Origin of the sequence: Parendozoicomonas haliclonae, from assembly GCF_900174585.1 — a bacterium.
GTDB classification, from domain to species: domain Bacteria; phylum Pseudomonadota; class Gammaproteobacteria; order Pseudomonadales; family Endozoicomonadaceae; genus Sansalvadorimonas; species Sansalvadorimonas haliclonae.
In genome coordinates this window covers 452,619-472,451 of sequence record NZ_FWPT01000002.1, presented here as the reverse complement: position 1 = coordinate 472,451, position 19,833 = coordinate 452,619, and the positions used below count along the sequence as shown (strand labels likewise).

General features: G+C 52.1%; 18 protein-coding genes. 9 read left to right on the top strand and 9 right to left on the bottom strand.

The features are described 5' to 3' along the window. Positions 1–26 precede the first annotated feature (26 nt). Complete coding sequence (locus tag EHSB41UT_RS05335) at positions 27–653, bottom strand: YqiA/YcfP family alpha/beta fold hydrolase (protein ID WP_207626562.1); 627 nt, start codon at positions 651–653, stop codon at positions 27–29. A gap of 150 nt (positions 654–803) precedes the next feature. Between EHSB41UT_RS05335 and EHSB41UT_RS05330 the strand changes: the two genes are divergently transcribed. Beyond that, complete coding sequence (locus tag EHSB41UT_RS05330) at positions 804–1,370, top strand: PepSY domain-containing protein (RefSeq protein WP_087107547.1); 567 nt, start codon at positions 804–806, stop codon at positions 1,368–1,370. Here EHSB41UT_RS05330 and EHSB41UT_RS05325 read toward each other — a convergent pair. From EHSB41UT_RS05325 to gpmI, 6 genes are all read right to left on the bottom strand, one after another. Continuing rightward, positions 1,367–2,308, bottom strand: a complete 942-nt coding sequence (locus EHSB41UT_RS05325; protein WP_087107545.1) for a protein DA1 — start codon at positions 2,306–2,308, stop codon at positions 1,367–1,369. The genes EHSB41UT_RS05330 and EHSB41UT_RS05325 overlap by 4 nt on opposite strands. Positions 2,309–2,360: 52 nt before the next feature. Further along, positions 2,361–2,897: an LOG family protein gene (locus tag EHSB41UT_RS05320; RefSeq protein ID WP_087107543.1), complete on the bottom strand. Its 537-nt coding sequence runs from the start codon at positions 2,895–2,897 to the stop codon at positions 2,361–2,363. A gap of 75 nt (positions 2,898–2,972) precedes the next feature. Further along, positions 2,973–4,367, bottom strand: a complete 1,395-nt coding sequence (locus EHSB41UT_RS05315) for a hypothetical protein (protein WP_133060404.1) — start codon at positions 4,365–4,367, stop codon at positions 2,973–2,975. A gap of 135 nt (positions 4,368–4,502) precedes the next feature. Then, entirely contained in the window at positions 4,503–5,897 is a 1,395-nt protein-coding gene (locus EHSB41UT_RS05310) for a S41 family peptidase (RefSeq protein WP_087107539.1), read from the bottom strand. A 118-nt stretch (positions 5,898–6,015) separates the two neighbouring features. Next, complete coding sequence (locus tag EHSB41UT_RS05305) at positions 6,016–7,242, bottom strand: murein hydrolase activator EnvC family protein (RefSeq protein ID WP_165767157.1); 1,227 nt, start codon at positions 7,240–7,242, stop codon at positions 6,016–6,018. 188 nt (positions 7,243–7,430) lie between these two features. Next, positions 7,431–8,966: a 2,3-bisphosphoglycerate-independent phosphoglycerate mutase gene (gene gpmI, locus EHSB41UT_RS05300; RefSeq protein WP_087107535.1), complete on the bottom strand. Its 1,536-nt coding sequence runs from the start codon at positions 8,964–8,966 to the stop codon at positions 7,431–7,433. 265 nt (positions 8,967–9,231) lie between these two features. Here gpmI and EHSB41UT_RS05295 point away from each other — a divergent pair, with 265 nt between their 5' ends. The 6 genes from EHSB41UT_RS05295 to EHSB41UT_RS05270 all read left to right on the top strand — a co-directional run bounded on the left by EHSB41UT_RS05295 (position 9,232) and on the right by EHSB41UT_RS05270 (position 14,773). Further along, entirely contained in the window at positions 9,232–9,648 is a 417-nt protein-coding gene (locus tag EHSB41UT_RS05295) for a rhodanese-like domain-containing protein (RefSeq protein WP_087107533.1), read from the top strand. Between the two features lie 31 nt (positions 9,649–9,679). Then, the gene (grxC, locus tag EHSB41UT_RS05290; RefSeq protein WP_087107532.1) at positions 9,680–9,940 is read left to right on the top strand and encodes a glutaredoxin 3; all 261 of its coding nucleotides are present in this window, start codon (positions 9,680–9,682) and stop codon (positions 9,938–9,940) included. A 71-nt stretch (positions 9,941–10,011) separates the two neighbouring features. Then, positions 10,012–10,476 (top strand): protein-export chaperone SecB, encoded by a 465-nt coding sequence (secB, locus tag EHSB41UT_RS05285; protein ID WP_087107530.1) that lies wholly within the window; start codon positions 10,012–10,014, stop codon positions 10,474–10,476. Positions 10,477–10,703: 227 nt separating this feature from the next. After that, positions 10,704–11,282 (top strand): hypothetical protein, encoded by a 579-nt coding sequence (locus tag EHSB41UT_RS05280; protein ID WP_087107528.1) that lies wholly within the window; start codon positions 10,704–10,706, stop codon positions 11,280–11,282. A gap of 66 nt (positions 11,283–11,348) precedes the next feature. Next, entirely contained in the window at positions 11,349–12,272 is a 924-nt protein-coding gene (locus EHSB41UT_RS05275) for a hypothetical protein (RefSeq protein ID WP_087107526.1), read from the top strand. A 26-nt stretch (positions 12,273–12,298) separates the two neighbouring features. Continuing rightward, positions 12,299–14,773 (top strand): TcfC E-set like domain-containing protein, encoded by a 2,475-nt coding sequence (locus tag EHSB41UT_RS05270; RefSeq protein ID WP_087107524.1) that lies wholly within the window; start codon positions 12,299–12,301, stop codon positions 14,771–14,773. Positions 14,774–14,837: 64 nt separating this feature from the next. Here EHSB41UT_RS05270 and EHSB41UT_RS05265 read toward each other — a convergent pair whose 3' ends face one another. Further along, positions 14,838–15,389, bottom strand: a complete 552-nt coding sequence (locus EHSB41UT_RS05265) for a hypothetical protein (protein WP_087107523.1) — start codon at positions 15,387–15,389, stop codon at positions 14,838–14,840. 161 nt (positions 15,390–15,550) lie between these two features. Continuing rightward, positions 15,551–16,270 (bottom strand): fimbrial biogenesis chaperone, encoded by a 720-nt coding sequence (locus EHSB41UT_RS05260; RefSeq protein ID WP_087107521.1) that lies wholly within the window; start codon positions 16,268–16,270, stop codon positions 15,551–15,553. 395 nt (positions 16,271–16,665) lie between these two features. Here EHSB41UT_RS05260 and EHSB41UT_RS05255 point away from each other — a divergent pair, with 395 nt between their 5' ends. Together EHSB41UT_RS05255 and EHSB41UT_RS05250 are read left to right on the top strand one after the other, a co-directional pair. After that, positions 16,666–17,241, top strand: coding sequence for a hypothetical protein (locus EHSB41UT_RS05255; RefSeq protein ID WP_087107519.1), 576 nt, complete (start codon positions 16,666–16,668; stop codon positions 17,239–17,241). An 84-nt stretch (positions 17,242–17,325) separates the two neighbouring features. Then, on the top strand, positions 17,326–19,833 hold the full coding sequence (locus EHSB41UT_RS05250) for a TcfC E-set like domain-containing protein (RefSeq protein ID WP_087107517.1): 2,508 nt from the start codon (positions 17,326–17,328) through the stop codon (positions 19,831–19,833).

The window sequence follows — 19,833 nt, the reverse complement described above, 5'->3', positions numbered from 1 at the left end:
GCGAAGCCTGTATCTCTAGCTCTCTATCAAATTTTCGGTATCAGCAACGGGCTGAAAAAGCTCAGGATAACGGGAATCGTCTCTTCAAAACCCTGAAAACCATGGTCTCCCCCTTCATCGATTCTTTGAGGACAGTCCTGGTAACGCACTACCGCTTTGCGGTAGTCCAGAGTTTCATCGCCGGTCTGAGCCAGCAGCAGGATATTGTCAGGGCGGTGAAGGGCTGGAACCTCAAGATGCTTGAGCTGCTCGATATGTTCGTGGGTCAGTTCGTATTCTGTGCCGTTGTAGTAATTCTTCTGGGGGCCCAGATAGTCTTCAAACAGCTCGTAAGGCTTAACGGCCGGATTGATAGGCACCAGTTTGACCGGGTAGTGCGGGTTATCTTCCAGCAGTCGCTCCATCAGCCAGGTGGCGTAATACCCTCCGAGAGAGCTGCCAATAATATAAACCGGGCGACTGGCCAAGGCTTCGCTGGCCAGTGCATACAGCATTTGCGCATTCTCTCCGGGCCACTGGTCCAACTCGGGAACCACATAATCACAAGGGATTTTCTGGGTCTTGAGATACTCACCAAGCTCCTGACATTTGCGGGACTGAGGTGAGCTGTTGAAACCATGAATATAGAGAATCAAAGGCAGGCTGCTGGACATATATTGGTGTTCCTGATGCTGCTTGGTTATCAGTTATTGTCACAGGCGCCCCGGACAAATGAGGGCATGAGAGAGTTGCGCTCAACTTGCGGGTAACAGACCTTGGCATAGACTCCAGTATTCCGGTTTTTTACCCAAAAGGCGATACCCATGAAAGACCGACTGCTCGCTGTTGTACAGGCTCTGTTTGTTACGTTGGCAGTAGCATGCATGAGTGCCGTTCCCGCCTGGAGCGATGAAGATAAAGGTGAACTTTATAACGCCATGGTTGGAGCCGGGAAAAGCGGACGAATGGTTGCCGAGCAGCTGCTGAAAAACTACCCCGGCTTTCTGATCAGCTTTGATGCTGAGGTGAATCAGGGCAAGTTGTTTTACGACTACGAGATTCTTCAAATTTCAGCCCAAAAGGTTCTGGATGTTGAAGTTGATGCAGCGACTGGAACCGTGACCAAACAGAAGAGCAAACCTCTTGAGAGAGAGCTGCCAGCTACCAAGCAGGAACTCTCCGGTCTGGTGACATTGCTGGATGCCTGGAAGATGGCAGAGAGTAAATTCGGTCGTTATGTCACCGAGATCGAACTGGATGAAGAGCAGGGACAGTATGTTTATGAAACCGAAGTGCTAAATCATGATCGCAAAGGCAAAGTAGTGATTGACGGGAAAACCGGCCAGCCTCTTCCTGTTGGCAGAATCAAACCTAAAAAGCAGCATCATTAATCGTAAAAGAAAGCCGCCAGCCGGGAAGGGAATTTCTTATTCTCGAGAATATAGCGGCACAGGGATGAGAGTTTCAGCAGTTGTTTGGCTTTCAGAGCTTTCTGGAAGCCTTCTCCATAAATCGGATCTTTGCAGCGTTCGATCATGGCTCTGCGATAACGGGCATCTTCGGTCTTCTGGCTTTTCAGCCACAAATATTCGACCAGCACACAGATGCCTTCTTCCACCTGTAGCGGGATGGCACCACCCTTGGGATTGTTATAGAAAAACCAGGCATGGGTGAGTTCATGAATAAGTACGGTACGGAAATGCTCTTCGGGTAGATTGGTCTGTATCAGAATCTCTTTGAACTGTCGGCCGACTATGCGTTTGCCCACATAGGTTGTACTCCAGATGGCCAGCCCCAGTAGGGGATGTTCGTCATGGTTATCATGGCGGCTGTTGCTGTGCAGTTCATCCCTGTCGGCCAGCCTGACCGGAGTTTCCGCCTCATAAAGATTTAACCCCAGAGAGCGCAATACCGAGCGCATTTCCAAGGCCAGTTGCTGCACACGACCGGGCGTGCTTACACCCGAGACTGTACACAGATTGCAGATGGTGAGCCCGTCCGGAAAGCGCATGCCGCCACCGGTGACTGGTCCGCAAACTATACGGCTGCAGCTGGTACAGGAAGCGTAGGAGCGATGAGTAATACAGTATTTATTGCCCCAGTAATCCTGAAGGTATTGGTTTGAGAGGGGCTTCTGACAGACCACACAATCCGGGATAAAGGCTTTGCGGAAACAGGCTGTGTGCCAGGGCTGACCTTTGCGGCGGATATACTGGCCGGCTACGGGCTTCTTGCAGCCGGCGCAGACAAAGCACTCCCGATGCCAGACCTTGTCGAAGGCCCGGACAAACTGGCTGGTAACCGGCTTGCTGCAGCGATGGCAACGCACACTTCATCCCTGAATTTGGCGATACCTTTTAGAGTAGCTGCCAGATCTGAATCTATTGCTCCATGCGGGCCAGTAAGTCTGCGGGTGTTTCAGCCACGATCAGCAGCTCCAGATGCTCCGGTGAAATCAGTCCTTTGCTGGAAGCGTGCTTCAGAAAGGCCAGCAGGTGATCGTAGTAGCCGTTAATATTCAGCAGACCGACCGGCTTTTTATGCAGCCTGAGCTGGGCACCGGTCAGGGCTTCAAACAGTTCATCCAGCGTGCCCATGCCCCCGGGCAGAGCGATAAAGCCATCAGCCTCCGCCATCAGCTCATCCTTACGGCTGGACATGCTCTCAACATGAATCAGTTTGGTCAGCCCCTGATGAGCGACTTCCATCTGCACCAGCTTCTCGGGAATGATGCCAATCACTTCACCATCCTGCTCAAGTACGCGGTTGGCCAGCACGCCCATTAAACCGGTGCTGCTGCCGCCATAAACCAGAGTCTTGTTCTGTTTGACCAGCTCATCAGCCAGATCGAGAGCGGCCTGCTGGATGGCAGGATCAGTGCCGGGCTTGGCGCCCAGAAACACACAAATTTTTTTCATGATTTGTTCTGTGGCCTGTTCTTGATATTTAGCTTTGTGGATAAGGCGAAGCTTCGCACGGAAAGCGGCACTTTCCTATTCATAAAGAATTTTATCCAGCGCGGCTTCCAGCTTGCGAAGTCCGTCCACCGGGTACTCCCTGTCTTTATCATCGTGAACAGGAATCGCCGGGTTCCAGCTTAGCTTCCGGGTGTCAGGTTTGTCCGGGTCTGGTGTTGCCAGAAAGCGAACACCTTTCTGGGTGGCATCTTCCAGCTCTGTAGCCAGAGCCTGACCTTTAGGGATGTCGGGAAGATATTCCACAAAGCGTGTTGCCATTCCTGTATGGAAGTAGGTCTGATCACGGGGAACGTTATGGGTGAGTACCAGCCTGCCAGATTTGCTGTAAGGCCCCGGAAGACCGAGAGAGTGGCTTCTTATCGTGGTGTTGATCGCATAAGGGCACTTCATATAAATACGCGCTTTGCGTTTGACTCTCCGGGTCATACCTCGGGGGTGAAGTGCCGAAGCGGTTGTCTTACGAGAAGAGCTGATAGGCGCTGAAGTTGATGCTTGTGATGGTGGGGTAACAGTAGGCTGCCCTTTGTTCCACCATTCCAGATAACTGCTGACGGACTTTGTTGCCCTGTGGATCTGCTCCTCAGCAATCCTGCGGTTAGTACTGCAACTTCCTGATTGGCGTGGGCGCAGAAATGAATCAATCCGTTTGCAGACTTCCTCAAAGAGTACATCGGCTTCACCGGAAGAGAGGCTGCCGGGTTGAGGGCGAGGATTAAACACCTCCCTTACCTGTGCCCTGATCTGCTTGTTGAGTGTCCCTTTACGAGCCTGGGACTTAGAACTGCTTTCACCACAATCCTGATGAGGGCAGGAGATGCTGTCTAAAGGTGTTTTCTTTCGGCCTTTACCTTTGGATGGTTGCGTCCATGAGAAAGGGGGCTGGGCAATCGAGTGACCACACTTCAACTGGTAAGCCGTTAAAGAGAAAGTGCCGGTGTCTTCACAAATAAGCTTGTGCAGTTGTTGCTCAAATTCACCGGTGTTGATGCCAATGGCCTTACTCTGTGGAGTGATTACAGGAGTTGTTGAGGGCTGAAAAGGCTCCAGCCTAACGCGGGTGTAGGTGCGCTTCTTGCCTATTTTAAATCCGGGCTTTACCGGTGCTTTTGGGCTCTCAGTTACTTCAGGACTACTGACTGGCTTCGTTTCCTGTTCATCGGCAAAGCGTACTTTCTTATCCTTTACACGTATGCGCTTGGGATGGCTTGGCAGGTCTTCCGGCGGTGTTTGGGTATGGTGCGTTGCCGTTTGTACGGTTTGTGTACTGTGGGTGACTTTGCGCTTACGAACCGGCGTGCTGGGCAAGGTTTGCACGGCTGGTGTGACAGGTGCTGTTAGGTCAGCACTCCAGGGAGGAAGCAGAGAGTAGGACTGGGTGTTCCCAGAGGAAAATAGTGTTTTTGGAAACATGGAACTCTCCCCCTCCAATTAATAATTAGATAGCAGACCATAACGTGCCGTAAATAAGACGGCAGCCTGTCGTTTTTCTGCGGGGGAATACATAACAAAACGGACAGCTGAGCTGTCCGTTATCGCGTGAGGGGATTAGCCGTTCTTGGCTGGCAGGGATATGCTCTGGCCTGACCCCGGCTGTCGGGAAAGGTGCAGGCTTTTGAGAATGTTCAGAGCCTGATAAAGCTGATAGTCACTGGCATCCAGTGCGGCATCGGCTTCTGCGTTGTTGCTGCCTTCCGAGCCGGACTCCGAAGTCATCTGGGCGTTTTTATCCAGATGGTTTTTCAGATCCGCTTCACGATAGCCACCAGTGGATTCTTTGGTGCGGGTGACATTGGCATCGGCAACAGTGATATCCGGCATAATGCCTTCGGCCTGAATGGAGCGTCCGCTTGGCGTGTAATAGAGCGCTGTCGTCAGTTTCAGACCACGTTCGCCATCACTGCGCAGGCCCTGAACGGTTTGCACGGAGCCCTTACCAAAGCTCTTGGTGCCAATCACGATCGCACGACGATGGTCTTGCAGGGCGCCAGCCACAATCTCGGATGCGGATGCAGAACCGCCATTGATCAATACCACCAGCGGAATACCACTTGATGGATCTGCAGCAGTTGCGCTGTAGCTCATATTGGAGTTCGGAATACGGCCCTTGGTGTAAACAATCAGGCCATCCTTCAGGAACAGATCGGAGACATCTACCGCCGCCTGCAATACGCCGCCGGGGTTGTTACGCAGGTCGAGCACCACACCACTCAGCTGCTCTTCCTTGCGCATGCTGTTGATGGCATCCAGCACTTCTTTGCCTGTATCCACCTGGAACTGGCTGATACGGATATAGCCAAGGCCTTTATCCAGCATTTTGTGGCGTACGCTATCGACCTTGATAATGTCGCGCACCACGGTGATTTCCAGCGGCTTGCTGGCACCTTCACGGATAATGGTCAGGGTGATAGGTTCGCCGGTCTTACCACGCATCAGCTCAACAGACTTTTTCAAGCCAAGGCCACGAATCGGGGTGTCATCGAGTTTGATAATCAGGTCGCCCGCTTTCACGCCGGCTTTCTGTGCCGGTGTGCCATCAATCGGAGTGATAACCTTGATCAGGCCATCTTCACCACCAACTTCAATCCCAAGACCACCGAACTCGCCTGACGTACTCTCTTCCAGGGACTGGTAATCCTCTTTCTGCAGATAGGCAGAATGCGGATCCAGATTATCGAGCATGCCGCGGATGGCATTTTCCAGAAGGGTTTTGTCATCAATTGGTTCAACGTAATCGCTCTTGATACGTTGCAGCACTTCGGTGAAGGCGCGCAGGTCATCCAGTGGCAGACGACCTTTTTCCTGAGTGACGGCAGGCTTTTGGGCCGGTTCAGCCTTGGGCTCGGAAGCATTAACAGAACCGGAAAATGTGAAGGCAAGAGCCGTTACCAGGGAGCAAGAGGCCACCAGCGCGGAAGGTAAAAATGTAAGGCGGATGGGCATGTATTGCTCCTGCTGCAAACGATTCCCGAAAATCTTTGTTATTGATCCAGTATATCCCGAGCTTTGAAAGGGATGCTACCAACAGACTTGCCAACAGTATTGGCAATAACCGGAAGGGTTAACCGCGTCCCAGCCAGGCCATGGGGTTGGCCGGGCGACCCTTGTGGCGGACTTCAAAATAGAGTCCGGTCTGAGGCTGGCCGCCACTGTTACCGGCCAGGGCAATCCGCTCACCCGGTAATACCCAGTCACCCTCGGCTTTCAGCAGTTCCTGGTTATGGGCGTACAGCGTCATGTAACCGCTGCCGTGATCAATGATCAGCAGCTGACCAAAGCTCTTCATCCAGTTGGAAAATACGACACGGCCATGATGAGGGGCAGTCACCGCAGAACCGGAGTTGGCTTTGATAAAAATACCATTCCAGGTCAGGTGAGTGCTGTCCCGGGTGTCGCCATACTTGTGCAGAACCTTTCCTTTGAGCGGCCAGCGCAGCTGACCACGGGATTTGCTGAACGGTTTGTCGATCTCGGTCACGTCGGCAATGGCAATAATAGAAGACAGCAGCTGCTCCAGCTCTTTCTGTTCTTTCTGCAGACGGTTCAGACGTGTGCTGCCACTGGACGCTTTATTGTTCAGCTGCGCCAGTGTCTGTGTTCGGGTGGTCTGGGTGGTTTTGAGCTTTTTGGCCTGGCTGGATAAGCGCTCATGTTTGTCGCGGATGCGCTCACTGATAATGGCCAGCTGTTGTTCGACATGCGCCATCTTACGATCCGCTTCATTCAGCTCACGCAGGCTTTCCGCCTGTGCATCGGAGAAGTGATCGTAATAAGCCATCATCCGGCTGGCTTTGGCCGGATCCTGCTGGTTAAGAGCCAGTTTCAGACGTGGGCTTTGTCCGACGAGATAAGCAGCTTTCAGTACCCGGGCAACTTCCTGTTGCCTGTTCGCCAGTTCCTGCGCTATTTCCCTGCGCCTGGCTTGCTGCTTTTTTTCTTCAGCTTTGGCCTCCTTCAGGTCGGATTCCGTCTTCCTGAGGTTGCTCTGTACCTGACTGATCTCTTTTTCAGTCTGTTCCAGCCGGGTTTCAATGGCACTGCGTTCTTTGCGAATTTTATTCAACAGAGACTGCAGTTGCTCAATATCCTTAGTCACTTTCTGCAGGCGTTCCGAATCGTCCTGGGACCAGGCTGCATTCGGTAAACCTGCCGACAGTGCCAGCACAAAGACCGTGCTGACGGATAACACCGTTCGTCGGAGTTTATGGGAGAGAAATGTCTGCTGCATAGCGTTCATAGTGCCCTGTATCTCTTCATCCACACGGTTGGTGGAGCAGATATGAGGCAATGATATCCCTGTTAGTCGTGATGGCATCCATAAATAAATGCGTAAATAAACAGTTTGGACACTTTTGGAGCATGTGTCAGTCGGCTTATTTCACAATGGGAACTATACGACGAAAGCAGGGTTGTGAGAATGACAGAAAAAGACTGTCTGGCTCATCAAATAAGCCAGACAGTGTGGGATGAGAAGGATTAGCCAATCAGGCTCTTGCCCGTCATCTCTTCAGGTTGTGGCAGATCCATCAGGGTCAGCAGGGTTGGTGCGATATCAGACAGAACACCATCGTTCAGTTTGAGGTCGCGTGGGCCTGCATAAATCAGAGGCACCAGCTCACAGGTGTGGGCGGTATGAGCCTGACCAGTTGAGTTGTCCATCATCTGCTCGGCGTTACCGTGGTCAGCCGTGATCAGGCACTGGCCGCCAGCGGCCTGCAGTGCTTCAACCACACGACCAACGCAGGTGTCGACACACTCTGCTGCCTGAACGGCTGCGGCGAAATCACCGGTATGGCCAACCATATCGCCGTTGGCATAGTTACAGATGATCAGATCGTACTGGCCGCTTTCGATCGCGCAGATCAGCTTGTCAGTCACTTCCGGTGCGCTCATCTCTGGCTGCAGATCGTAAGTGGCCACCTTTGGAGAGTTCACCAGAATACGGTGCTCACCGGTCCATGGCTCTTCACGGCCGCCACTGAAGAAAAAGGTGACGTGCGCATACTTCTCGGTTTCGGCGATACGCAGCTGGGTCTTCTGCATCTTCTCCATATATTCGCCAAGGGTGTTTACCAGCTCGGCAGGAGGGAAGGCGCTAGGCGCAGGAATATCGTCCGCGTAGCGGGTCAGCATCACGAAAGAAGCCAGCTCAGGCCGCTGCTTAAGGGCGAAGCCATCAAAATCTTTATTGGCGATCACGCCTGCCAGCTGGCGAGCACGGTCAGCACGGAAGTTCATAAAGATGACGGAGTCGCCGTCACGGATGTAGGCAGGCTCTCCACCATGAGGAACGATGATAGTTGGCTTAACGAACTCATCGTTTTCATCGCGGGCATAAGCAGCATCCAGACCTTCGGCAGCGGTCTGGGCAGCATATTCACCCTTGCCGGCGGTCAGCAGGTCCCAGGCCAGTTCCACACGGTCCCAGCGCTTGTCGCGGTCCATGGCGTAGTAACGGCCAATGATGGAAGCAATGCGGCCAACACCCAGATCGTGCAGAACAGCATCGGTCTTTTCCAGAGAAGGACGGGCGCTGCGTGGAGGCATATCACGGCCATCCAGGAAGGCGTGAACGTACACTTCCTTGGCACCGCGGGCTGCAGCCATTTCCACCATGGCATTGATATGGTCTTCGTGGGAGTGAACACCGCCCGGAGAGAGCAGGCCCAGCAGGTGTACGGCCTTGCCATTGGCAACGGCAGCATCAATAGATTTCACCAGCTCAGGATTCTGCTGGAATTCGCCATCGCGAATCGCTTTGGCGATACGGGTCAGGTCCTGGTAAACCACACGGCCGGCGCCGAGGTTCATATGACCGACTTCACTGTTGCCCATCTGGCCGTGAGGCAGACCAACATCTTCACCGGAACCGGAAATCAGAGCATGAGGGTAGCTGGCCCACATACGATCCATGTTAGGGGTTTTGGCGGCGAGGATGGCGTTAGAATCCGCTTCTTCACGGTGACCCCAGCCATCAAGAATGATCAGGGCAGTCGTATTACGCTTGCTCATGAGTCGAGGTATTTCCTAGGGGAGTAAGGGAGCATAGTGCGCAATTTTAGCGGGTAAGTGTTTTTAACACCATCGACGCGGGCTATAGCAGAAATAGAGCGGATTAATTTTTGTGCTCACCCTTGATCTATGGCAATAGGCAGATCATTTTATGGTCGCGGGCTGTTGACGGTGGTGGATGAAATAGTTTTTTCAGTCTGTATACTTGCGTGCAGTTTATTTTCAGTTCGGTTGCCTGACCTGACGTTTGATACGGAACAACCACATGGAACAGTTTTTAGAGTTTATTGTTAACAACCCGCTGCTGACCGGCGCTTTCGCTGTTCTTCTGGGGGCTCTGATCTTTACCGAGATGCGTAAAGGCGGTCAGAGTGTAACGACCCAGGAGCTGACACGTCTGATGAACCAGGAAGACGGCGTGGTAGTTGACCTGCGTGAGAAGAAGGATTTCAGCCGAGGCAGCATTACCGGTTCCCTGAATATTCCACTGGCGAGTCTGCAAAGCCGCATTGGGGAGTTGGAAAAGCACAAGACTGCCCCCATTATCCTTGTGGATGCCATGGGCCAGCACTCTGGCACCGCCGGTAAGCAACTGAAAGATGCCGGTTTTGAGAATGTTGTGCGGTTGAGTGGCGGTATCAGCACCTGGCAGGGAGAGAACCTCCCTCTGGTGAAAAGCTGATTTGTATTAAAACAAGTAAACGGATTCAGTTATGCAGGACGTCGTAGTCTATAGCTCCAGCTACTGCCCTTTCTGTCAGCGGGCTCTCGCTCTCCTTGCCAAGAAGAAAGTACCGGCCAAGGTCATTTCTGTCGATGGCAAGCCTGATGTACGCAAGGTGATGGCCGAAAAGGCCGGCAAAACCTCTGTACCCCAGATCTGGATCGGTAAGACCCACGTTGGCGGTTGCGACGACCTGTATGCCCTGGAAAGCCAGGGTAAGCTGGATGCGCTGCTTTCCGGACAGCACTGAGCCTTGCAGCTCTGAGCCTCCAAAATCCGGCAGGGGTAACCTGCAAAAAATAATTAGTTAAGGAATCGAGTATGTCTGAAGCTCAAACCCAGGAACAACAGCCACAGTTTGCACTGCAGCGTATCTACGTTAAGGATATCTCTTTTGAATCTCCAAAGGCGCCAGCGATCTTCAAGACTCAGTGGCAGCCTGAAGTTAAGCTGGACCTGAACACCACTAACACCGCTCTGGAAGAAGACGGTATGTTTGAAGTGGTTCTGTCTCTGACTGCGACCGTAATGCACGGCGAAGAGACTGCCTTCGTTGCTGAAGTTCAGCAGGCCGGTATCTTCCTGGCTCGCAACCTGCCAGCCGAAGACCTGCACCGCACTCTGGGCGCTTTCTGCCCGAACCTGCTGTTCCCTTACGCTCGTGAAGCAATCGACAGCCTGGTAACCCGTGGCAGCTTCCCTGCCCTGATGCTGGCGCCGGTTAACTTCGACGCCCTGTACGCTCAGGCTCTGCAGCGTGCCGCTGAGCAGCAGACTCAGCAGTAAGCATTACCTTCGCTTACCCTGCGTTAACAAAGAACCGCCTTTTCGGGCGGTTTTTTTATGCCTTCAAGAAACTACTGCTATCTTGTTTAACCGGTCGTAACAGCTGCGTTATTTTTGTTGACCGTCAGGGAACAATACCGCCCTAAGGGCATCCAAGGGACAGAAATCTCAGGTCTGGTGCTTTGCCCTGCATGGCTCTGGCTGTTCTAACTTGGAGAGCTGTTCACATGAGTTCCAGAGTATCTTCCCCTTTCAAGCTTCTTAACTGGCTGCTGGTCGTGCTACTGACGGCAGGGCTGAGCGTAGGTGCGCTGGTTATGGCTGGATATACTGAGTTCGGCCCAGAAGATAAAGGTGAGCTTTCTGTTAATAAAAATGTCCGGGTCATTCTTGATCTGCAGAGAAAGATCTCTGTTGTGGAGGTCGATCAGGGCGATGTCATCCTGAAAGCCCACAGTGCCGATGGTGAGGCCCGTGAGGTGAAAGGCTATTGCGTGAAATCCAACTATGCCGGTACGGCAGGCTTACGGGTTAAGGCTGAGGGCAATGCCAATCACTTTGCCCTGAAACATAAGGATGGCTCCAAGCTTGAACTGACCGTGAAGATGGTTGATGAAATCAGCAAGGAAAAGGCCAAACACGTCAAGCCTGACAAGGATTACACCATCAGCACCAAAGACCCCAGTTATGTGTGCGCGGCGGGCAGCGCTACCACCTCGCTGGAGTTTTCAACCAATATGAAAACGGCCACAGCGAAGGGTGGTCAGTATGAAACTCTGCTGTCGGTGATTTTCTTCGCGCACTGATCTGCGCATTCAAGCAGTCCTCCTACACTTACAGTCAGGTTTCCATTTATCGGACTGTAAGTTCTTATGCGCAAAGGATTGCGTACCTTCATTTTGATGTTCATGTCTTTCTTCGTTGCCTATACCGCAGCGGCAGAAACGCGTATCCGGTTATCCGGGGAAGAGCACATTACCCTCAATCTCTCTTCTGCTGAAAATGATAACCCGGTTTTTGAGCGTTACTGTGTCTGGCTGGAGCAGGCAGAGCAGTTGGAGAGAGAGTGGAGTGTAAAGCTGCAGATGCCTGATGGCGGAATGGTGCTTAAACCTTCCGGCCACGGCAGTACCGATGTGCCTTTTGAGTTCCAGGTGCAGCAACAGACCGGTGGCCCGATCTCTGAGGTGCGACCGGAGAGTCTTGTGGCCGAAGGCAGTGCCCTGACCAGCCATTGCCGCAACGAAACGGGAGCCTTTCTGATTCGTGTGCTGCCGACGAAATCTTTTGAGCTGATACCCGGCGGAACCTATCGACAGAATCTCAAGCTGAAGCTGAACGTGCAGGGGTTAGACCCGGTACTGACGGAGATTCCCGTGACGTTGCGGGTGGCTCATCAGGTGGCAGCTTCCCTGAGCCACTCCGAATTAACCCTGCCTCGTTTTGATGGCCAGCAATCTCCGGTAGCCGTGGCTGACCTTTGCCTGTTTCGTAATGGTGGTGGGCAGTATGTGGTACGGCTGCAGGGCGAGGGGGAAGGCAGCTCTTTTGCTCTAAAACGCAGCCGGGGAAATAATGAGACGCTGCCCTATAACGTGCACTGGCGGTCAGGTGGTCAGATTGGAGAATCGCTGCAGCCAGGGCAGGCCAGCCGATTGTATTCAGGTTCATCATTCCGGGATTGCCGGGGAGGCAGTAATGCTTCTCTGCAAATTACTGTGCCGGCAGAAGAGGCGCAAAAAGCCATGAGTGGGCACTATCAGGACAGTTTGAGAATCACAGTGCAGGCTCGATAAAAATAATATAAGACCAAGTAACACGTATGGATACGTCAGGCCGAATCAATAATTACCCTCAGGTGTTTAGTTGGCTGATCAGCGCGTTGCTGCTGGTAGTGTGTGCACTTGCGTCTGGAGATGATGACATTCCGGAAGGCTTTGAGGATATCGATGCGCCACGCACCACTCAGGTCAATATCTGGTATGGGGGGCGACAGCGTGGGCAGGCTCTTGCCGAGTTTACTTCTCAATGGATTCGCTTCCGACAGCCTGCCCGGGTTGCAAAGATGATTCCGGGGCTGGTGGATGAGCCTGCCATTATTGAAGCTCTGAGCCAGCAGTTGCCAGCCAATAAAGAGAAAATCTGTCATAGCGAAAAGCAGAAGCTGGAACGTCTCGATTGTGGTTTTCTTGAACCCTCGACCATTGGCACCATTTTCGATGCAACGCACTTCCGGGCCTCACTGTTTGTTTCACCTTCCCAGCTGAAGCTCAAAGCGTTTGAGCAGGCACGGTTTCTCAGTGAACCGACCAGCGATCGGGTTTCTGTGATTCAAGGGCTTAGCCTTAGCCTCTCCGGTGCCCGGGCCAAAGACTCTTCTGATCATTACTCCTGGTATGGACGTTCTGTAGCGGCGCTGGGGGAAAGTCATCTGTTCTCAGACTGGAGTTATGACAAATCCGAGCACTTTAATGTGACGTCCCTGTTCGTGGAGCGTGACTGGGAGGGGCAGGAACTGGTGGGTGGTTTATTTAATGGCAGCAGCTTTGGTCTTAGCTTCTCTGCGGACCCACAGCTTTTAGGTATTCGGATTGCCCATTCTCAGGATTCCATGAATAACGAATTTGCCCTGAATACCACGCCGATTACCGTGTATCTGCCAACACGGGGGCGGGTAGAAATTTACAAAGACAACAAACTGATTGATGCCCGTATTCTGAGTGCCGGACGACAGCAGCTGGATACCCGAGGTTTTCCGCAGGGCGCCTACAACCTCACCATTAAAATTTACGACGGTGCTCGCCTGCTCGAAGAGAAGAAGCAGCTGTTTGTAAAAAGTAACAACCTGCCGGGCAGTGATGACCCTCTCTATTTTCTGGAAGTCGGGCGGCCTATGGATAATGTTGCCGGGAAGTGGTGGCCGAGAACCGGCAAAGGCTGGATCGTTCGTGGTGGCTACAGTCGGTTGCTTGATGATATTACCGGTTTAACTGTGTCAGCCACGGTAGAGAACAGTGATGCTCTGGGTGAGGTTGAAGTGCTTCAGCTCCGGGATGAGTTTGAATGGTCAGCTGGCGTTATGCTGGCGCGACATAACCGATCGGGTGTTTTTGGCAATGTGCTTGGCAGCAGTGAGTGGTTTGAACACTCAGTGCAATGGCAGGGACTGTATCGGGAGCTTTCTGCACAAGGCGAAGATAGCACTGACGGGCAGATACTCGGCACCGGGTTTCGCAATGGTCAGGTCAGCGCAGCGACAGTTCTGGGGCAAGTGACCGTAGATCTTGGGCGAGACTGGCAAAAGGATGAGAATGCCGCCAATAGTCGGATAACAGACCATTTTCGTATGGATTGGTCGCTGATACGAGATGCCTGGCTGGACTTGCGCTTTGGCCTGGAAACCTCCCGCAGTTTTGGTAATGGCGAACGTTCCAGTCAGGTTCTGGTCAATCTCACGTTAACCCGTCGCAGCAGCAACCGGGAATGGACGCTGCAACAGAATCGTCAGGAAAACCGGCAGGGTAATCAGAGTGAAATAGAGCTGGCGACCCGTGCCGGTGCGCGCTGGCAGGATCTGCAGTGGGCTGGTCAGGATCTTTCTGCGGGAGGCTTTGTAGAAAAAGAGCGTGAGCAGGCTTCTCTTGGCGCGGATGTCAGTTTTGCCAGCCGTTGGGCTGCGGGTCGGGCTGCGGTTAACCGCAGCATGCCTGACAATAGTGAGAATGTGACCACCTATGTTGCCAATCTCAGTACCAGTGTACTGGCCAATCCCGATGAGTGGGCTTTGGGAGGACGGCAGTTAAGTGTCAGTGCGATTCTGGTCGAACTGGGAGCAACAGAGGCTTCGTCTGGTACCTTCTCCATTCTTGTTAATGGACGGAGTGTGGCCCAAGGTCAGGCGGGTGAGACTGTACCGGTTATTCTGGCACCTTATCGAAGCTACCGTATTGGCATTAAACCGGCAGGCGATAGTTTTGCGGATTTTGATGAGCGGGAAAAAGAGGTAACCCTTTACCCGGGTAATGTCGCCAAACTTGGCTTCACGATTACGGCTCTGGAGCCGGTATTGGGACGCCTGGTGGACAAACAGGGAGAAGCTCTTGCCGATGCTGTGATCGAAAACAGCCACGATCAGGCCATCACCGACAGCCATGGCGTCTTTCAGGCTCGGCTCAAGCTGGCAGTGAAACAGTTAGAGATTAAAAGAGCGAATGGTCAGACCTGCACTGTTCCCAGACCAGAACAGCCTCGAAAGCGTCGAGGCGTACTGATGCTGGGGACCTTGATTTGCAAATAAGGGATCTGCAAATAAATAGTTTGCAGATAAATGGTGTACCAATAAACGGTTAAGGCGTTGCTTCTTATTGAGGAACAACGGTAATTGTAATCACATCTCTGTAGGTGCCGCTGGCGATAGGGTACCAGCCAATATTGGTGCCCACGGCTATCCGGAAGTTGCTCATATCAGCGGAACACTTCTTGCCATTCACTTCTGCCGGGGTGAAGTGCCAGGCATCGACATCGGCAAAAGCCTTAAACTGTCCGCTGTCATAGGCATGATAGCCGTAATCTTTATTCGCCCAGTCACCTTTGTAGCCGCCGGATTTCTGAATCACGGAGGCGGTATACATCACCCGACCGGAGGCTGTTGGACTGGCCGGCATCAGGAAAAAGTCATTGGATGATGAAAGAGACACATCAAAGTAGGGATTGCTGGAGGCAATACAGATATCCATCTGATTTGTCGGTTCACTGCGGGTGATGGTCAGATCGTGCAAGCCCCAGATAGCGGCAGTGGATTCCTGAACAAAGGAGATATCCATGGCGGCGTTATCGGTAATCTTTGCAGTCGCCGTGCAGGCAAAGGACGCACTGATCAGCAGTGTCAAAAGCGTTTTAAGATAAGTCTGCATGGGTGGTGTCTTGCAGTAGCGGCAAACGTCAGATCAGGCGGAGCCTGAAGAGCATTGGCAGAGTCGATGTAAGGCAGAAGTACGCCGGCATTCTCAGCGAATATGAAGGTTTTGTAACTACGTAGATTTAGCTTTCAGGGGGATCACTGCAAAAGGGATTATTAAGGCAGCTTATCGTTGCCGTCAAAGCGCTGCTTGCTGGTGTTTTCCTCTCCGGCATTCATGCTGAACTCGACCGGAGCGGCAAATGGCAGCTCTGTGCTCCAGCGGGCTTTAGGGTAGAGGCGTTGACTGCTGACCTCCTGGCACTCTGAGGGTTTGGCCGGGTTACAGTTTTTACCACCTTCCATAAAGACATTGGTATTCCCGGCATTATAAAAGGTCATGGTTTTGCCTGAGCGGCTGGCCAGAACTTTCACCTGTGGATTCTGTGGGCGGATGATGACCAGCATTTCATAACCCACCAATAACCGTACGCCGGAAGCCTCGTTTTGCATGCGCTTGCTGGCCGGCTCCACCAGAACCCGATAGATACGCTCTTCCTTCTGTTCTTCATCCAGATTTAACAGTCTGACAGGAATGGACTGGTTCGGCTCCAGTGCCAGACGGGTTGGGGTAGCAATCAGCATGGCCTTGTCTGGATCGGTTAAAGGCTCTCTTTTTTCATTGGGCTGCCCAGGGTTACTGATCTCAAAGACCGAGACAGAGACATAGGCCTTTTTCTCATCCCGGTTGGAGACGGTTATATCTGTGTAGTACTCCCCATCCGGCTCGAACTCGATAATGGATTGATCGACTTCTATACCTGCCCACGCCTGCCAGGACAGCAGAATCAGAAAACTTGGCACGAGAAAAAGAAAATTTAAGCGTCCGATGCCCATATTGCTTTTGTCTTCATCAAGAGTTGATCAGAAATTGTTAACTCTCAGCATAGCCCAGGATTCCGGCAAGCTCAGAAATGGTAACAGTTGGTGTGACGCTGAGTGTCAAAGGTTGTCACCATTCGGCTACAAGAAAAGTCAATGGCAGGTGGTTTTTAGATTTTTAAAACTGTGAATCAGTTGTCGTTTAGAGTTTTGTAGTGTGATAGTTTTAGTAGGCATAAACCTTGCAAAACCTTACATACAAGAAGTAAACGACATAAAGCAAGGTATGGGAGTCAGAGGGAAATACGGCATTTGTTGTATTAAGGGGCTCTTAAGATAAAACACTTTCTGGCTGTCGGAGTGGGTGCTGACACCGGAAGAAAAGTGCAAAAGAAGAACAGGTAATAATTATGAAAAATATGACGTATAAGGCTCTGGCGCTGGCAATTGCGGTTGGGGCTTCTGGTGGGGTATTTGCCGATGCTGGAGATTTAAACCCTGACCATGAACAGCTTGGGGCGACATCTTACGGTGACTTCAAAATCACATATAGCAATTCTGCAAAAGCCAGAGTGTTTGGGCTTGATGATATTACTCTGACCTCATCTGATAGTACCTCCCCAATCACTGCAAAAGATGATATTTGTATTTTTACAAATCAAACAAATTTTAGTTTGGTTGTTGATTCTACGAATAACTTTTCTTTGCAGGACTCAGCCTCCAGCGAAGGGGCAACTTACACTCTTAATTTCCAAGAAAAAGGTGCGGCTAGTAACGATTTGGGAACTTGGGGGCTGGAATCTGGCAATAATTCAGATGGATATAAAGCAACCGCAATTCCAGCTATAGCTCTTAAAGGTGGGGATAGTGAGTTAGGCAATACTTGTTCGGGAAATATTACAATGACAGTCAGTGCCAAGCAAAAAGCTGGCGCTAGTAATGGAACTTACACAGATTCCGTACTCTTGACCGTTGCGCCGGAATGAGTCCCTGATACTAATGTGAATAGAGTGTTTGGTAATGACTCGTCAACCCAACGCAAAACAATAAAGATATTGTGTTAGAAGGCAATGACCAACAAACTCCGGCTAAGTGCTCTGATCATAATGATCCTTGCACTCTGCCCCGCCCTCGGGGCAGAGCCGGTGTTTATTGCCAAAGCAGAAGTGCCAGCTGGTTTTGAAGCCTTAAGCCGCCCTCAGCGTTCGCTGATCGATATCTATTATGGCAACCGCTATATAGCCTCCCAGATCGCGACCTTTACTGCGCAGACCATTGAGCTGTCTGACCCGGAAAGTGTCGTGCAACGTATTCCCGATATTACCCGTCCGGTGTTGGTGGCCGAGCTGTTAACCGGCGAACTGCCCAGTAATGCCGATGAGATTTGTCTGCCCCGTCAGATACAGGGGTGCGGTCGTTTAAATCCGGCTGTAGCCGGGGTGATATTTGATGAAGGTCGTTTTCGTCTGGACCTGTTTATTAATCGGGATTATCTGCGGGCGCGCCCGGCGGATATCCGTAAATACCTGCCACCGTCCCAAAGTGGCTGGGCCTTTATGCAGAACTTCTCTGCCAATGCCACGGGCAATGACGCTTCGGAAGGTGGCAACAGTAATAATGATTACACCCTGACCGGCCAGAGTTTGTTGTCCTGGCGTGAAAACAGTCTTCTGGCTGGCTGGGATTACACCAGAGAGCGCAACCTAACCATAGATACACTCTATGCCCAAAGGGAATTTAAAGGTATTGCCTGGCAGGGCGGTATGGTGAATGGTGGTGGCTTTGGTTTGAACTTTACCTCGGGTCAGACTGTGCTGGGGGCTCGTGTCGCCACCTCTGATAATACCCGCCTGGACAGTGACTATTCCGGTGGTATCCCTCTGGATGTTTTCCTGCCAACCCGTGGCCGGGTCGAGCTGCGCAGAGATGAGCGATTACTGTTCTCTGCCTTTTATGAAGCGGGCAACCAACAGCTGAACACATCTTCCCTACCTGATGGTGCTTACGATCTGAACATCAGGGTGGTTGATGAGCGTGGCAATACTGTGAGTGAAGAGACCCGCTTCTTCGCCAAGCAGGGCAATATGCCGGCTCCGGGTGAGTGGGAATGGTTTGTGGAAGCGGGCGATGTTCTTAATAGAACAGCGGATAACACCTTACCACGTACAACAGGCCAGTATCTGGCTCGCGCCGGGATGGGCTATCGGTTGGCAGATGACTGGTCCGGTACATTGGCGGTGGCTGCAGATAATAATGAAAGCCTGACCGAGATGGGGCTTTTTCATATCGGGAATGGCTGGGATATCTCACCCTCGGTCATGCTGTCGGCGGATGGCGACCATGGTTTTGGCGTAAATGGCCGAACACGGTTATATGATCTGTCGCTCAGTGGCAGCTACCGCCGGTTGTGGAGTGAAGATGATATTAACGATATCGCGACGCTTCCCGGAGATGAGAACCGTCTGATTGGTGATGGCTTTGAGCAGTTTTCCGGCTCGGCCAGTGTGCCCTTTGTTTTGGGTAGCCTGAACTACCGCTACAGCTATAACCAGCGTGGGGATAATACGGCCAGCAAGACCCATAGTCTGAACTGGCGTGCTCAGCTGTGGCGAACCAGTGACTATGATCTGGATTTCGATCTGGGGCTGAGTAAGTCCGGTGATAATGAAGTGATTTTGGCCACCCTAAGCCTTCAATACAGTGATGATCGTTGGGACTTCGGTGTTTCCCCATCCATGCAGTGGGATAAATCATCTGATAACCGCACCCGCACCGAAAGAACTCAGCTCTCCGCCGGTTGGAACGATGGAGATCTGCTGGATGGTGAGATGCGCTTTAATGGTGGTCTGGCGCTGGAAGGCGATCAGAAGACTCTGAATGGCAACCTGAACTATAGCGATCACCGGGGCTCCGGCAGTCTGGCAGTATCCCATCTACGGGCCGGTAATACCCACTCGACCAGTTACAGTCTCAATGCTGGCACCAGCTTTATTACCGATGGAGATATTGTTTCTGTCGGGGGCGAAGAGCGGGCCCAGAGTGCAGTGGTGATTAATATTACCGGGCGGGACGGAGACCGGTTCCATGTAAATGTAAACGGCCAGCGTCGAGGCTATGCTGTGGTTGGTCAACCGAGCATTATTCCTCTGTCGCCTTATGATGAATATCTGGTTAGCGTCCTGCCGGCAGGAACGGCGATTTATCAGTTTGAAGAAAAGGTTGAGCGGGTCACTTTATATCCCGGCAATGTCGTCCGTATGGATATGGAAGCCATCCCCATGCAGCTGGCCTTTGGCCGTATTGTGTTTGATGGTTCACTGGGCGAGCAGGACGAGTTTAACGCCCGACTGATGGGTGGGCTTTTGCCTGTACAGATTTCGGATATTGGCATGTTCCAGATCGAGGTGCGTGCAGATACACCTGAGCTGCGGCTGGAGATGGATAATGGCTGGGCCTGCCGAATAGAACTGCCACAGGACACCCAAAAGGATATTTTGCGTCTGGGCACGATTAAATTATCAGAAGCCGACTGTCAGCCTGCGCTGGATGGCAAGCTGGTATTAACCAAGGCGGAGTAG